The 14,132-nt window shown below is 64.8% G+C and carries 17 protein-coding genes; 11 read left to right on the top strand and 6 right to left on the bottom strand.

All coding sequences use genetic code 11. The features are described from left to right. Positions 1-46: 46 nt before the first annotated feature. Positions 47-223, bottom strand: coding sequence for a hypothetical protein (locus tag C444_RS01665; protein WP_004590482.1), 177 nt, complete (start codon positions 221-223; stop codon positions 47-49). 58 nt (positions 224-281) lie between these two features. Between C444_RS01665 and rpiA the strand changes: the two genes are divergently transcribed. Beyond that, positions 282-968 carry a ribose-5-phosphate isomerase RpiA gene (gene rpiA, locus C444_RS01670; protein WP_004590483.1) on the top strand — a complete coding sequence of 229 codons (687 nt, stop codon included), beginning with the start codon at positions 282-284 and terminating at the stop codon, positions 966-968. Positions 969-1,015: 47 nt separating this feature from the next. On the opposite strand, the gene C444_RS01675 is transcribed toward rpiA, so the two are convergent. After that, a complete protein-coding gene (locus tag C444_RS01675) occupies positions 1,016-1,183 on the bottom strand; it encodes a hypothetical protein (protein ID WP_004517708.1) in 168 nt (55 codons plus the stop codon). 288 nt (positions 1,184-1,471) lie between these two features. Here C444_RS01675 and larB point away from each other — a divergent pair, with 288 nt between their 5' ends. The 4 genes from larB (at position 1,472) to C444_RS01690 (ending at position 4,289) form a co-directional block, all read left to right on the top strand. Beyond that, the gene (larB, locus tag C444_RS01680; RefSeq protein ID WP_049909023.1) at positions 1,472-2,236 is read left to right on the top strand and encodes a nickel pincer cofactor biosynthesis protein LarB; all 765 of its coding nucleotides are present in this window, start codon (positions 1,472-1,474) and stop codon (positions 2,234-2,236) included. Between the two features lie 102 nt (positions 2,237-2,338). After that, on the top strand, positions 2,339-2,488 hold the full coding sequence (locus C444_RS23215) for a DUF7563 family protein (protein WP_420182198.1): 150 nt from the start codon (positions 2,339-2,341) through the stop codon (positions 2,486-2,488). 27 nt (positions 2,489-2,515) lie between these two features. Further along, on the top strand, positions 2,516-2,800 hold the full coding sequence (locus C444_RS01685) for a GIY-YIG nuclease family protein (protein WP_049909024.1): 285 nt from the start codon (positions 2,516-2,518) through the stop codon (positions 2,798-2,800). Positions 2,801-2,891: 91 nt separating this feature from the next. Next, a complete protein-coding gene (locus tag C444_RS01690; RefSeq protein ID WP_004590486.1) occupies positions 2,892-4,289 on the top strand; it encodes a phosphoglucomutase/phosphomannomutase family protein in 1,398 nt (465 codons plus the stop codon). Between the two features lie 2 nt (positions 4,290-4,291). Here the strand turns inward: C444_RS01690 and C444_RS01695 are convergent, their stop codons facing one another. The 3 genes from C444_RS01695 to samp2 all read right to left on the bottom strand — a co-directional run bounded on the left by C444_RS01695 (position 4,292) and on the right by samp2 (position 5,563). After that, the gene (locus C444_RS01695) at positions 4,292-4,867 is read right to left on the bottom strand and encodes an RDD family protein (RefSeq protein ID WP_004590487.1); all 576 of its coding nucleotides are present in this window, start codon (positions 4,865-4,867) and stop codon (positions 4,292-4,294) included. An 84-nt stretch (positions 4,868-4,951) separates the two neighbouring features. After that, positions 4,952-5,332: a GNAT family N-acetyltransferase gene (locus tag C444_RS01700; RefSeq protein WP_004590488.1), complete on the bottom strand. Its 381-nt coding sequence runs from the start codon at positions 5,330-5,332 to the stop codon at positions 4,952-4,954. A 30-nt stretch (positions 5,333-5,362) separates the two neighbouring features. Continuing rightward, positions 5,363-5,563 carry a ubiquitin-like small modifier protein SAMP2 gene (samp2, locus tag C444_RS01705; protein ID WP_004590489.1) on the bottom strand — a complete coding sequence of 67 codons (201 nt, stop codon included), beginning with the start codon at positions 5,561-5,563 and terminating at the stop codon, positions 5,363-5,365. A 79-nt stretch (positions 5,564-5,642) separates the two neighbouring features. Between samp2 and C444_RS01710 the strand changes: the two genes are divergently transcribed. The 4 genes from C444_RS01710 (at position 5,643) to C444_RS01725 (ending at position 10,728) form a co-directional block, all read left to right on the top strand. Then, entirely contained in the window at positions 5,643-6,620 is a 978-nt protein-coding gene (locus tag C444_RS01710) for a replication factor C small subunit (RefSeq protein WP_004590490.1), read from the top strand. Between the two features lie 92 nt (positions 6,621-6,712). Further along, on the top strand, positions 6,713-7,342 hold the full coding sequence (locus C444_RS01715) for an archaellin/type IV pilin N-terminal domain-containing protein (protein ID WP_049909027.1): 630 nt from the start codon (positions 6,713-6,715) through the stop codon (positions 7,340-7,342). A gap of 63 nt (positions 7,343-7,405) precedes the next feature. Further along, positions 7,406-10,189: an alanine--tRNA ligase gene (gene alaS / locus C444_RS01720; RefSeq protein WP_004590492.1), complete on the top strand. Its 2,784-nt coding sequence runs from the start codon at positions 7,406-7,408 to the stop codon at positions 10,187-10,189. A 347-nt stretch (positions 10,190-10,536) separates the two neighbouring features. Then, positions 10,537-10,728: a DUF7511 domain-containing protein gene (locus C444_RS01725; protein WP_004590493.1), complete on the top strand. Its 192-nt coding sequence runs from the start codon at positions 10,537-10,539 to the stop codon at positions 10,726-10,728. Positions 10,729-10,746: 18 nt separating this feature from the next. On the opposite strand, the gene C444_RS01730 is transcribed toward C444_RS01725, so the two are convergent. Continuing rightward, positions 10,747-12,609, bottom strand: a complete 1,863-nt coding sequence (locus C444_RS01730) for a cation:proton antiporter domain-containing protein (protein ID WP_004590494.1) — start codon at positions 12,607-12,609, stop codon at positions 10,747-10,749. Positions 12,610-12,691: 82 nt separating this feature from the next. Between C444_RS01730 and C444_RS01735 the strand changes: the two genes are divergently transcribed. Together C444_RS01735 and hisB are read left to right on the top strand one after the other, a co-directional pair. Then, on the top strand, positions 12,692-13,453 hold the full coding sequence (locus C444_RS01735; protein ID WP_004590495.1) for an alpha/beta fold hydrolase: 762 nt from the start codon (positions 12,692-12,694) through the stop codon (positions 13,451-13,453). Positions 13,454-13,495: 42 nt separating this feature from the next. Beyond that, positions 13,496-14,083, top strand: a complete 588-nt coding sequence (gene hisB / locus C444_RS01740) for an imidazoleglycerol-phosphate dehydratase HisB (RefSeq protein ID WP_004590496.1) — start codon at positions 13,496-13,498, stop codon at positions 14,081-14,083. Positions 14,084-14,132: the final 49 nt, after the last annotated feature.

A 14,132-nucleotide genomic window follows, 5' to 3' on the forward strand; every position in this document is an offset into this window, starting at 1 on the left:
CGGCATCGGACAGGTACTGGGGGCCGGTAGTGCCGACGCCGCTCCGCTACTGATTCGGCGACCACTCGCAGGCCGTCCCGGTCGTCAGCCCCGCTTCGTCGATGTGGGCCGACAGGCAGCCGTAGTTGCAGAACTGCCCTGTCGGCGCACCGTCGGGCGAATCGCTGACGAACACGGGGTCGTGGGCCTCGACCGGACAGCCGCAGTACGTGCAGTCGGTCATACGGGCGCTTGCGGCCGGGAGAACAAACGTTTTGTCCGCGTCTGTTGACCCACCGCATATGAAACAGGGTGGCTCCGACGCGGCGAAACAGGCGGCGGGCGAATCAGCGGCCGAGGCAGTCGAGGACGGCATGGTCGTCGGCCTCGGCACGGGGTCGACGGCGGCGTACGCTATCCGCGCCATCGGACGGGCGGTCGATGCCGGTCTCGATGTCGTCGGCGTCCCCACGTCGTTCCAGTCCCGCGAACTGGCCCGGGACTGCGGGATTCCGCTGGCGGACCTCGACGACGTGTCGGTCGACCTCGCCATCGACGGGGCCGACGAGGTGGCCGGCGGCGACTTGGTCAAGGGCGGCGGCGCGGCCCACGCCCGGGAGAAGATAGTCGACGCGAGCGCCGACCGCTTCCTCGTCGTCGCCGACCCGACGAAGGAGGCGAACGTGCTCTCATACCCCGTCCCCATCGAGGTGCTCCCGATGGCCCGTTCGACGGTCGCCACGGCGGTCGAGCATTTGGGTGGTGACCCGGCACTTCGCCGTGCAGAGCACAAGGACGGCCCCGTCGTCACCGACAACGGGAACCTCGTGCTCGACTGTGACTTCGGCCCCATCGACGACCCCGCCGCGCTCGCCAGCGACCTCGCTGGGCTCCCAGGCGTCGTCGAGCATGGGCTATTCGTCGATATGGCTGACGAGATCCATGTCGGCACTCCTGACGGCGTCACCCTTCGACCGTTATCGGAATAGCCGTCGCTGGTCGGCTTGCGTCAAAAAATACGCTGCTCGAAACGACCTTACAGGTCGCGCGGCTGGACCGTCTTGCGGTCGTTCTCGTCGGCTCGTCGGGCTGCGTCCTGAAGCAGCTCCTCGACTTCCTCGTCGAGTGCGTCGTAGAAGTCGGACGCTACGTTCATGTCGTTGAGCTCTTCCTTAACGGCGGCTTTGACGATTAGGTCTGCCATACAGACGAGGTATCGACGGGGGTTACTTATATACTTTCTCCAATTAGTTCGCTCTCGACCCTATTACCGGCAGTTTGAGGCATTATACGACACATAACCCCTTATAAATCGCCGGTTGTGTCCGCCCGAATCCGTCAGAATACGTCCTTTGCCCTGCTCCAGACGGCTATTGTCGCGTTACTCCGGCCGAGCGTCGCTCACGCGCGCTCCCACAGGTCCGACCCTGATGCGGCAATACGCTTGTCCCGGACCGACGGATAGGAGTGGTCGTATCCCTGAATGGGTCCTATGCGCGATATACTCGATTCGGTTGCGGCGGGCGACCTCTCCCCGGCAGAGGCCGAAGCGGCGCTTGCGGGCTACGCGACCAGCGGGGCGGGTCGGTTCGACGCCGCTCGTGAGGACCGCGCCGGCGTCCCCGAGGCCGTCCTCGCGGACGGGAAGACCCCGGAGGAGGTAGCGGAGCTGGCGGCGACAGCTATCGAAACGACTGACCGGGCTATCGTGACGCGGCTCGACACGTCCACTGCAACGGCCGTTCGGGAGCGACTGGACGAAGCCGCCCCCGATGCGACAGTTCGCTGGGACGACCGCTCGAACTGGCTGGTAGCGACGACCCCCGCGTTCGAGCGCCCGTCGCTGGACGCGTCAGTGGGTATCGTCACCGCCGGGACATCCGACGCAGTTCCGGCCGGTGAGGCCGCGCTCATTGCCGAGGAGATGGGCGCAACCGTGACCCGTATAGACGATGTCGGTGTTGCGAGCCTCGCGCGGACGATAGACGCGGTCGATGGCCTTCGGGAGCAGGACGTGCTTATCATCGCAGCGGGCCGCGAAGGAGCGCTCCCGACGGTTGTCGCCGGTCTCGTGGATGTGCCAATCATCGGTCTGCCCGTTTCGACCGGCTACGGCCACGGCGGCGAGGGTGAGGCAGCCCTCTCGGGGCTGCTCCAGTCCTGCACAGCCCTCTCTGTCGTGAACATCGACGCCGGTTTCACTGCCGGAACGCAGGCCGGCCTAATCGCCAGACAGATCGACGATGCACGGTCGTAGACACTCCCTCGAATCGAAGGCATACCCAAGTATTTGGGTAAAGAGCTATGGGAACAACGCGCGTACGCGTATACGTCGGCGGTGGTGTCGCCGACGAACACGATGCCTGAATGTGATCATTGCGGCGCGCACGTCTCAGACCAGTTCGCCCGAGTGTTCGCGGATGAACGTGGACATATCCGGGCGTGTCCGAACTGCTCGGCAAACGCTGGCATTGCCGAGGTATCGAGAGAGCGCGCCCAACAAGTGTGAGGCCCACTGGGCCACCAGCATCGTGCGATGACTACCGCGCGGAGCCCTTACCACGTGTACGTCCTCCGTTGTAGCGACAACACGTTTTACACTGGCTACACGACCGATGTGGAACGCCGCGTCCGCGAGCATGACGCCGGTGACGGCGCGAAGTACACGCGCGGCCGAACCCCGGTCGAGCTCATCCACGTCGAGTCGTTTGACTCACAGTCCGATGCAATGAGCCGTGAGTACGAGATCAAGCAGTACTCCAGAGCGGAGAAGGAACGGCTCGTCGAATCCAGCGACGCCGAAGCGGAGTTCGATACCTGAACTGCCGCTTACCGCTCGCTATCGATACCGGCAACATGACAGCTTGCCGATGAGGCGTGACTTTTTGTCTGGGGGCTGAGAACCGCGAGATATGGACAACGACGCGGATGTCGACGCAGGTGCAATCGCCTTCGGGACGGACGGCTGGCGGGCGACGCTGGACGTGTTCACGAAGCCGCGGGTCCGGATGGTGGGACAGGCCGTCGCCACGACGCTCGCCGAACGCGGGGCGAGCGGGACTGTTGCAATCGGGTACGACGCTCGCGAGGGTTCGCCCGGGTTCGCCGACGAACTCGCACACGTCCTGCGCGCGAACGGTTTCGACGTACTCTTGCCGGACCGGGACACGCCAACACCGATCCTCGCCTGGACGGTGAAAGACCGCGATCTGGCGGGGGCGCTCCAGATCACGGCCAGCCACAACCCGCCGGAGTACAACGGCGTGAAGTTCATTCCCGGCGACGGGTCGCCGGCGCTGCCCGACTGGACGGCTGCCTTCGAGGAGAACCTCGCCGTCCTCGACCCGCTCCCCGAAGACGAGTGGGGCGAGCGAACGGAAGAAGACCTCATCAGCCCGTTCCACGACCACGCGCTGGACTACGTCGACACCGACCTCGATGGCCTGCCGGTCGCCTACGATGCGCTGTACGGCAGCGGCCGCGGCGTCACCGACGCACTGCTCGAAGCGGCCGGCGCTGACGTGACTCGCCTCAACTGCGTACAGGACCCCGAGTTCGGCGGCGGGTCGCCGGAGCCATCGGCGGAGAACGCCGAGGGGCTCGTCGAGGAAGTCAGTCACGGCGACGCCGCGCTGGGGATCATCAACGACGGCGATGCCGACCGTATCGGCGTCGTCACGCCCGACCGGGGTTATCTGGACCCCAACCTGTTTTTCGCCGCGATGTACGACTTCCTGCTCGAAGACGGGACGGGCGACGTCGTTCGGACGGTCTCAACGTCCAGCATCGTCGACCGCGTCGCCGAGGCCCACGGCCAGGACGTCCACGAAGTCGCCGTCGGCTTCAAGTGGGTCGCCGAGGCGATGGCCGAGCACGACGCCCTGTTCGGCGGCGAGGAATCGGGCGGCTTCGGGCTGCCGGACCACCTGCGGAACAAGGACGGCGTGCTGGTGGCGCTGGTCGCTGCCGCCGCCGAGCACGAGGAATCCCTCGACGACCGCGTCGACCGACTGCTCGACGAACACGGCGAGATCCACCAGAGCCGTATCAGCGTCGACTGTCCGGACGACCGCAAGGAGCCCGTCCTCGAAGACCTCGAAGTCGCGCTCCCGGAGACGCTGGCTGGGGTCGCTGTCGACGGCATCAACACGGTCGACGGGTTCAAGATCCGGCTCGAAGACGGGACGTGGGTGCTCGTCCGGCCCTCGGGCACGGAACCGAAGCTCCGCGTCTACGCCGAGGCGTCGAGTCCGGAGCGCGTCGAGGACCTACTCGAAGCGGGCCGCGAACTGGTCGAACCGCTGGTCTGACCTCACTTGTTTGCGCTGACGACGTACGTGCCAGCCACGCGGTCGCCGAGGCGCTGTGCGTCGTCGCTCACAAACATGACGGCCGCTTCGACGAGGAGCCAACCGGCCATGAGAACGAGCGCGAAGACGAACCCGATTCCGCCGAGGATGCCGCCGAGCAGGAGCATGATCGGGAACGGGGCGAGCAGCACTGCCGTTCGGACCAGGCGGTCCCGTTGGGACGGCGGCGTGCCGTTCTCGTCGACGACCGCGACGTTCTGGGACCGTTTTCCGACCGTCTCGTTGGACTCGGCGTAGTAGCCGAAGTAGTAGACGAGCGCCGCGCCGATGGCGAGCCACAGAGCGAAGTTGATGACGATGCCAAGGAGCCCCGCGGCCAGCATCGAGCCGCCGCCCATCGCACCCGGATCTCCGGGAGAGGCGGCGGCCATCGCACCGACCGAGAGGACCGTGTTGAGAACGAACGTGACGAGCCATAGGCCGAACGCGACGGCGCTCAGGATGGCGAAATCGATGAGGTATGCGACGACTCGGTCGTCCCTCGCTTCGACTGCGTCTTCAGCGACAGTTGCTGCCATTGTCTTAAAATCGTTCTCGAAACCATCTAAAAAATGTTACGACGCTGTGAGAACAGTTCCGGTCTCTCTGCGGAGTTGCCATTCCTACTCACGCTCGCCACGATAGCGGTCTGGGTCGTCCAGCGGTTCGATGTCGAATCCAAGCGCCTCGTAGAAGGGCCGAATGTCTGCGTCGAACTCGGCGGTGACCCGGTCACGCCGGTCGAGCGCGGCCTCGACGAGCGCCGTCCCGATGCCCTGTCCGCGTCGACGCCGACGGACGGCGACGGCTTCGATGTGGGCCCCATCGAGCACAAGCGCGCCGAGGACGCGCTCGGCCGCCGCGTCGTCGTCCGATACTGCAACGAGCGTATCACCGTTCTCGATACCCGCTCGCACGGTTTCCACGGCTATCGAGAGGACCGCCCCGTCGAGGACGTTCATCACCGCGGGCACTTCGCCGGGGGTCGCTGTTCGGACGTACATAGCTGTGCTAGCGGGTCGCTGTTCGGCGGCTCATCCGCCTTTGATGAGCCTGACGACCCGAACGTGGTCGTGCTCGACGGGCTGGTCCGTCGGCACGTGTTCGCCGTCGACGAGGACCGACACCTCGTGGGGGCTCAGGTCGACCGGTGCGAGCAGGTCGCCGTAGGTCGCGTCCGTGTCCACCTCCAGTTCGTGGGTGTCCTCGCCGGCGATTTCGACGGTGACGTGCATGCCCGGCCGTACTCCGCCGACGCACCTGAGACTGTCGACTCTCGCGGGGTTTAAGACCGGCCCACGCCTCCCATCGTCCATGAGTGAGGCCGAGTCCGAGTCGCGGGCGGGACGCGAGGAGGTCTGGATCGAAAAGTACCGCCCACAGACGCTCGACGACGTGATGGGCCACGAGAACATCGTCGGGCGGCTCAAGAGCTACGTCTCGCGCAACGACCTGAGCCACATGCTGTTTTCCGGCCCCGCGGGAACGGGGAAAACGACGTGTGCGACAGCTATCGCCCGTGAACTGTACGGCGACGACTGGCGCGAGCACTTCCTCGAACTGAACGCTTCCGACGAGCGCGGTATCGACGTGGTCCGGGACCGCATCAAGAACTTCGCCCGGACGAGTTTCGGTGGCGTCGAGTACCGCATCATCTTCCTCGACGAGGCCGACGCCCTGACAAGCGATGCCCAGTCGGCGCTGCGCCGGACGATGGAGCAGTTCTCGAACAACGTCCGCTTCATCCTCTCGTGTAACTACTCCAGCCAGATCATCGACCCGATTCAGTCCCGCTGTGCGGTCTTCCGGTTCTCGCCGCTGGCAGACGACGCCGTCGCCGATGAGATCCGAAACATCGCCGCCGAAGAGGACATCGAACTGACCGAGGACGGACTGGACGCGCTTGTCTACGCCGCCGACGGGGATATGCGGAAAGCCATCAACGGCCTGCAAGCGGCCTCCGTCAGCGGCGACACGGTCGACGAGTCGGCGGTGTATGCCATCACCTCGACGGCCCGCCCGGAAGAGATTCGGACGATGGTTCAGTCGGCGCTGGACGGCGACTTCACCGCCTCGCGGGCGACCCTCGATAGACTACTGACCGAGGAGGGTATCGCGGGCGGCGACATTATCGATCAGCTACACCGCTCCATCTGGGAGTTCGATATTGACGACGAAGCCGCTGTCCGGGTGCTCGAACGTATCGGCGAAACCGATTATCGGATCACCCGCGGCGCGAACGAGCGCGTCCAGCTGGAAGCGATGCTGGCCTCGCTCGCTCAGGGCGAGTAAGGCTCTCGCACCGCGCCATTCCAATTTTTCACACCTGATAACTGGCAGGTGAGGTTTATGATGAAAGCGCTTTAAGAATATCAACAACTGAAATGCAACGTTTACGACCATCTACGGAGGGTACGGGTGAGGGTCGCGGACAGGTCGGGATCGGCACCCTGATCGTGTTTATCGCGATGGTGCTGGTCGCGGCAATCGCGGCGGGCGTGCTGATCAACACTGCGGGGTTCCTGCAGAGTTCCGCGCAGGCGACGGGCCAGCAGTCCAGCGATTCGACGACAAACCGAATTCAGGTCGTGGGCATGACCGGCGATCACTTCACCAGTAACAGCGAAGTCGGCGTGGTTGATATCGTCGTCAGGCGTGCGCCGGGAGCAACCAATGTCGATCTCGATAAGACGACGATCCAGTGGATCGGTCCGAGCGGGTCGTACTACCAGCTCGCGGCCGGCGGCGCAGAGGGTAACCCTGACGGTCGATTCAATGTTTCGACCGTACAGGATAACGACGGCTCCCAACCAGTGCTCAACGACGTTGAAGACCGGTTCAGAATAACGCTCGACCTGGGCAACGACAACAGCGTTGGCGCTGTGCCGTTCGGCACTGAACTGCCTGAAGGCGAGACTGCGACACTGCGTATTACCTCGCCAGCGGGCGGGATGACGACTGAGGAAGTCGTCGTTCCGAAGACCCTCTCCGGGGAATCCTCAGTCACGCTCTGACGGTCAGGGAGACGCCGGCCCCTTCGGAACAGTTTTAGGCGAACGTGGGCCAACTGAACACCAATGAGCGACCTCGACGAGGCCTACCAACTCGACTACTTCGAAGAGGAAGGCTTCCACAGACAGGAGTGCGTCTCCTGTGGCGACATGTTCTGGTCCCGCGTTGAGCGCGAGACCTGCGGCGAACCGCCGTGTGCGGAGTACGACTTCATCGACAACCCCGGCTTCGACGAGTCCCACTCGCTGACGGAAATGCGTGAGGCGTTCCTCTCCTTTTTCGAGGACCGTGACCACGAGCGCATCGACCCGTACCCGGTCGCGGCGAACCGTTGGCGCGACGACGTCCTCCTGACGCAGGCGTCGATTTACGACTTCCAGCCGCTCGTGACCTCGGGAACGACGCCGCCGCCGGCGAACCCGCTATGTATCAGCCAGCCCTGCATCCGGATGCAGGACATCGACAACGTCGGCAAGACCGGTCGGCACACGATGGCCTTCGAGATGATGGCCCACCACGCGTTCAACGCGCGTGAAGACATCGAAGACCCCGAGCAGTACGCCTATGAGGGTGAGGTGTACTGGAAGAACGAGACGGTCCAGTACTGTGACGAACTGTTCGAGGAGATGGGGGCGAATCTGGACGAAATCGTCTACATCGAGGACCCGTGGGTCGGCGGCGGCAACGCCGGCCCGGCCATCGAGGTCATCTACCGCGGGGCCGAACTCGCGACTCTCGTCTTCATGTCCATGGAGCAGGACCCCGACGGCGAGTACGAGATGAAAGACGGCAACCGGTACTCGCCGATGGACACCTACATCGTCGACACCGGCTACGGGCTCGAACGCTGGACCTGGATGAGCCAGGGGACTCCGACGGTGTACGAGGCCGTCTACCCGGACATGATCGCCTTCCTCAAGGACAACGCCGGCATCGAGCTCACTGACGAGGAAGAGCGAATCGTCCACGAGGCCGCGAAACTGGCTGGTCGGATGGACATTGACGAGGCGGAAGACATCGAAGCCGAACGTGACACCATCGCCGCCGAGATCGGCGTCGAGGTCGAGGAGATGCGGGATCTGATGGCACCACTCGAGGACATCTACGCCATCGCCGACCACTGCCGGACGCTCGCGTACATGCTCGGCGACGGAATCGTCCCCTCGAACGTCGGCACGGGCTATCTGGCCCGGATGGTGCTGCGCCGGACGAAGCGGCTGGTCGACGGCATCGGCGTCGACGCACCGCTGGACGAACTCGTCGATATGCAGGCCAAGCGCCTCGACTACGAGAACCGCGACACCATCCGCGACATCGTCCGCACCGAGGTCGAGAAGTACCGCGAGACGCTTGACCGCGGTGGCCGGCGCGTCCGCCAGCTGGCCGACGAGTACGCTGAAAAGGGCGAACCGATTCCGACCGCGGAACTGGTCGAACTGTACGACTCCCACGGCATCCAGCCGGACATGGTCGAGGAGATCGCCGCCGAGAAAGGCGTCGCGGTCGACGTACCCGACGACTTCTATGCGGTCGTCGCCCAGCGCCACGGCGGCGATGACACCGCCACCGAGGAGTCACAGACCCCCTACGAGGACCGGCTCGAAGAACTGCCGGAGACCGACCGGCTCTACTACGAGGACCAGCAACGGACCGAGTTCGAGGCCGTCGTGCTGGAGGTGTTTGACCGCGACGACGACACCTACGACGTGGTGCTCGACCAGACGATGTTCTACCCCGAAGGCGGTGGCCAGCCGCCGGACAAAGGGACACTGTCGACCGACGACGTCTCCGCCGAGGTGACCGACGTTCAGCAGTACGGCGATGTCATCGTCCACACCTGCGACGACGACCCCGGCAAGGGCGAGTTCGTCCGCGGGCAGGTCGATGCGACCCGCCGCCAGCGCCTGATGCAACACCACACGGCGACCCACATCGTCATCCACAGTGCCCGGCAAGTACTCGGCGAGCACGTCAGGCAGGCCGGGGCCCAGAAGGGCACTGATTCCGCCCGCATCGACATTCGTCACTACGAGTCGGTGAGCCGCGAGGAGGTCAAGGAGATAGAGCGCCTCGCCAACGACATCATTCAGGACAATATCGCCGTCACGCAGGAGTGGCCCGACCGCAACGAAGCAGAGGAGCGCTACGGCTTCGACCTCTACCAGGGCGGGATCCCGGCCGGCGAGCAGATCCGGCTCATCACCGTCGGCGACGACGTGCAGGCCTGCGGTGGTACCCACGTCGCCCGAACCGGCGATATCGGGGCTACCAAGCTCCTGAACACCGAGCGGATTCAGGACGGCGTCATCCGCCTGACGTTCGCGGCGGGCAACGCCGCCATCGAGGCCACGCAGCGCACCGAGGACGCGCTCACCGAGGCCGCAGATATCCTCGACGTCGCGCCCGATGCCGTTCCGGAGACCGCCGAGCGGTTCTTCGACGAGTGGAAGGCCCGCGGCAAGGAGATCGAACAGCTCAAAGAGCAACTCGCTGAGGCCCGTGCCAGCGGCGGCGGTGACAACGAGGAAGTCGAGGTCGGTGAAGCGACCGCCGTCGTCGGGCGCATCGACGCCGACATGGACGAACTCCGCGCACAGGCGAACGCTATCGTCGAGCAGGGCAACATCGCGGTGCTCGGGTCCGGACTCGACGGCGCGCAGTTCGTCGTCTCCGTGCCTGACGGCGTCGATGTCGACGCCGGTGAAGTCGTCGGCGAACTCGCCCGCCGCGTCGGCGGCGGCGGTGGCGGCCCGCCGGACTTCGCACAGGGCGGCGGCCCCGATGCGGACGCGCTTGACGACGCGCTGGAAGACGCCCCGGAGATCCTGCGAACGGTCGCGAACGTCTGAACGTCCTCGTTTCTTCTCGCCGCCGGTTTTGTTTCCCTTCTTTGCTTCGGACAGTTGTCCGATTGGGGCTCGATATTCTGCCCGAACGATTCGAATACACCCAACGGATACAATTACATTTACTTGTATTAGGTATGTCTGGCTGTATTTCCAAAAGTATTTTCAGTAACTGCCCATCTATAGCAGATATGAGCGGAGAACGTGACATCACACACATTCGGTCTCACACCGAGTACGTTCGGTCACAACGGACGTGTCGGCGCTGTGGGACCAGTGTCCCCGCTGCCGGCGGTCGTGCTCCCAACGAACTGTGCAAAAACTGCAGTGCAACCCACGCTACCTGACTCATGAGTGCTACCACGTCACCCCTGTCGGACACCGATCTGAACGAAACGCCGGAGTTCGAACTGGACTGTCTGTACGACGACCCCGAGGACCCCTCGGAGCTGACGATTTTTCCCTCGGACCGCCAGCAGTCCGTGACCGAGTGGGTCACTGCGGACCGGTCGGCGACCGTCTCGCTTGAGAAGCTGCGCTGAGCGTCGCGTGCCGTCCGGCTATTCGCCCTGACACAGCCGTCTGGCGTCCTGCATCGCTTCGTTGGTCTCGCAGACGAGCGTCAGGTGATCACCGCTCGCGAGGCGGAAATCACTGTCGGGGACTCTGTCAGTTCCGTTGCGGCTCACCATTGCGACCAGACAGCCGTCCGGGAGCTTGTCGGCGGTTTCCTCTATCGTCCGGTCGATCAGCGACTCGTTTCTGAGCTCGACCTCCAGTACGTCCCCCGTTCGCCCGGAGTCCGACAGCCAGTGGGCCAGCGCCGGCCGCTCGACCGCGTCGTCGATTGCATCGGCGACGGCGAAGCCGGCGGAGATAGTCTCGACGTCGAGATCCTCGAAGGCCTCGACGTTGTCCGGCTGGTTCGCTCTGGCGACCACGGTGTCGACGTCGAACCGGGTCGTTGCCAGCTGTGCCACGAGTAAGTTCACGTCGTCGTCTGCGGTCGCAGCAACGACAACGGACGCCCGGTTCGCCCCTGCTTCTTCGAGGACGTTCGCGTTCGTCGCGTCCCCGTGAACGACGCGGTGGCCGTCGGCTCGGACCCGCTCGACCGTATCGGCGTCCCTGTCGATGAGGACGACCTCCTCGCCGCGTGACTCATACCGCACTGCCAGTTCCCGGCCGACACGACCGCCACCGACGATGAGTGTTTGCATGGGAAGGATGTCAAGCGCTTGCGCGAAGTGACGGGCCAGCCCGCCTTGAAACATGACGGTCGCGAAGATAACGAGAAAGACGGTTCCGACGAGAACCGTCGCGGCTTCGGGGTTCTCGGGACGCAGTTCGATGGCAAACAGCGTGGCGACGCTGGCCGGGACGATGCCGCGCGGCCCCATCGCGCCGACGAACATCCGTTCGCGAACACTCAGCCGTCCGCCCAGCGTTGAGAGAAACACGCCGAGTGGGCGGACGAGCGCAGCGACGACGATGACGACGATGAGCCCGCCAACCCCGAGCGCACGCAGGTCGCCGAGTGAGAGCTGTGCCGCCAGCACGATGAAAACGAACGAGAGCACAAACAGCGTAATCCCACCCTTGAATTCGGCGATCTCTTCTTCGTGGGGGATATCGGCGTTCCCAAGTACGATACCGGCAACGGCGGCGGCTGCGATACCGGCCTCAGAGAGCCACATACTCCCGAGCGCGTACGCCAGCAGCGCCGCGGTCAGGACCACGACCCGGGCGTTCTGGAGGGCATTGTCCGCTGACAGATGCCACCGCCGGAGCAGTAGTGCGGTGCCGCCGCCGACGGCGATGCCGACGACGTGGCCGACAGCCAGTCGGGCGACGAACGCCTCGATGACGACCACCGGTGAGGACTGGCTCGCGATGACGAACTCGAACGTCGCCACCGCGAGGATGGCAGCGGTCACATCGTTAATGATGCCTTCAGTCTCCAGCGCTGCGGCGACCCGGTCCCGCACCGGAACCACCTGCATGATTGGCGTGATGACCGTCGGTCCGGTGGCAATAAGCAGGCTCCCGACGAGGATGGCGACCGGCCACGTTGTCCCGAACACGACTTTGACGGCGACGGCAGTTCCGACAAGCGAGACGAACGCGCCGATTGTCACCAGTCCAAGCGCCTCCCTGGACGCTTCACGGACTCGCTCGACCGTGAGGTGGAATGCCCCTTCGAAGACAATGATGCCGACACTGAGGCCGACGATAGCCTGCAACCCGGCCTGCCCGAATATCGCGGGATCGACAATGTCGAGCGCCTGCGGGCCGACGAGGACGCCAGCGACCAGCAGGAACGCGACGCTCGGGATCTGAAGCCAGTCGGCGACCAGTTGTGCGGCGACCCCCAGACTCACGACCAACACGACGGCGCCGATAAGTGATTCTGCTCCGGACACAGGACTGACGGTCCTTCGACAGCCAGCGCTAAAGACCTATTCACCGAAAGAGACACACCCTCGGCGAAGGAACCGACAGCCAATGCCGACCGCACGCAACCGTGACGTGTCTCTCTACTACGAAGCCGACGGCGACGGCCCGACCGTCGTGTTCATCAACGACGTGGGGTACGGCGCATGGCTCTGGGGCTGGCACTACGATGCCGTCGCTGGCCCCTACGAGACGGTGGTGTGGGACCTCCGCGGGACCGGCCGGTCGGACGCGCCGGCGGGACCGTACGATGTGGAAACGCTGGCGACCGACCTCGAAGCCGTGCTGGCCGACAACGGTGTCGGGAGCGCCCACCTCGTCGGGGCCGGGCTCGGCGGGATGATCGCGCTCGAATACGCGCACCGGTACAGCCGCGCCCGCTCGCTGACGCTGTACTGCACGCCCGGATCCGGCGATGCCGTCGACCGGACGGCGCTTGACGACCTCGCACTGGACGCACAGTCATCGCTCGACGGCGCGTTCTCGCCGGCGTTCCGCGAACACGACCCTGACCTCATGGAGCGAATTACGGACTGGCGCGCCGACGAGGACGCGACCGGCGCGGCCCGCGATGCGCAGGCCGACGCAATGGCGACCTTCGACGCGCCGCCGCTGTACGAAATCACCCAGCCTGCCGAGGTGTACTACGGGCTGGACGACCCCGTTGTGTCGCCGGAGGCCGTTCAGTCGCTTTCGGCCGACCTCCCCCGCGGCACCGGAGAAGCTGTCGAGGGTCGCCACTGCTGTTTCATCGAGCACGCGCCGGCGGTGACCGACCGGTTGCTGGCGCTGCTTGACGAGCAGATCGAATGACCGGACACAATCCACAAATACACGGCCTGATACGTGTGAAGTATGACTGACCGGACGGCAGCCGTCACGCGGACCACGGCCGAGACGGACATCGAGGTCACGCTCGACGTCGACGGCGACGGCGACAGCACCATCGACACCGGCATCGGCTTCTTCGACCACATGCTCGACTCGTTCTCGACCCACGGGCTGTTCGACCTGACCGTGCAGTGTGACGGCGATTTGGACATCGACGACCACCACACCGTCGAAGACGTCGCCATCACGCTCGGCGAGGCGCTCACTGAGGCGCTGGACGACAAGCGCGGCATCCGCCGGTTCGCCGACCGCAGGGTCCCGCTGGACGAGGCGGTCGCGAGCGTCGTCGTCGACATCTCCGGCCGGCCGTACTTCGAGTTTGACGGCGAGTTCTCGCAGGACTCTGTCGGCGGGATGACCAGCCACATGGCCAAGCACTTCTGTCGCTCGCTGTCGATGAACGCCGGGCTGACGCTGCACTGTGGCGTCGAGGGCGAGAACGCTCACCACGAGATTGAGGCACTGTTCAAGGGGCTGGCTCGGGCACTCGACGACGCGACCCGTATCGACGAGCGACGGTCCGACGTGGCGAGCACGAAGGGAGAACTGTAGCCGACCGCGACCCCTCGTTTCGACCGCTGTCGGCATCGATTAGTGGCCT

It is taken from the genome of Haloarcula japonica DSM 6131 (assembly GCF_000336635.1).
Taxonomy (GTDB): domain Archaea; phylum Halobacteriota; class Halobacteria; order Halobacteriales; family Haloarculaceae; genus Haloarcula; species Haloarcula japonica.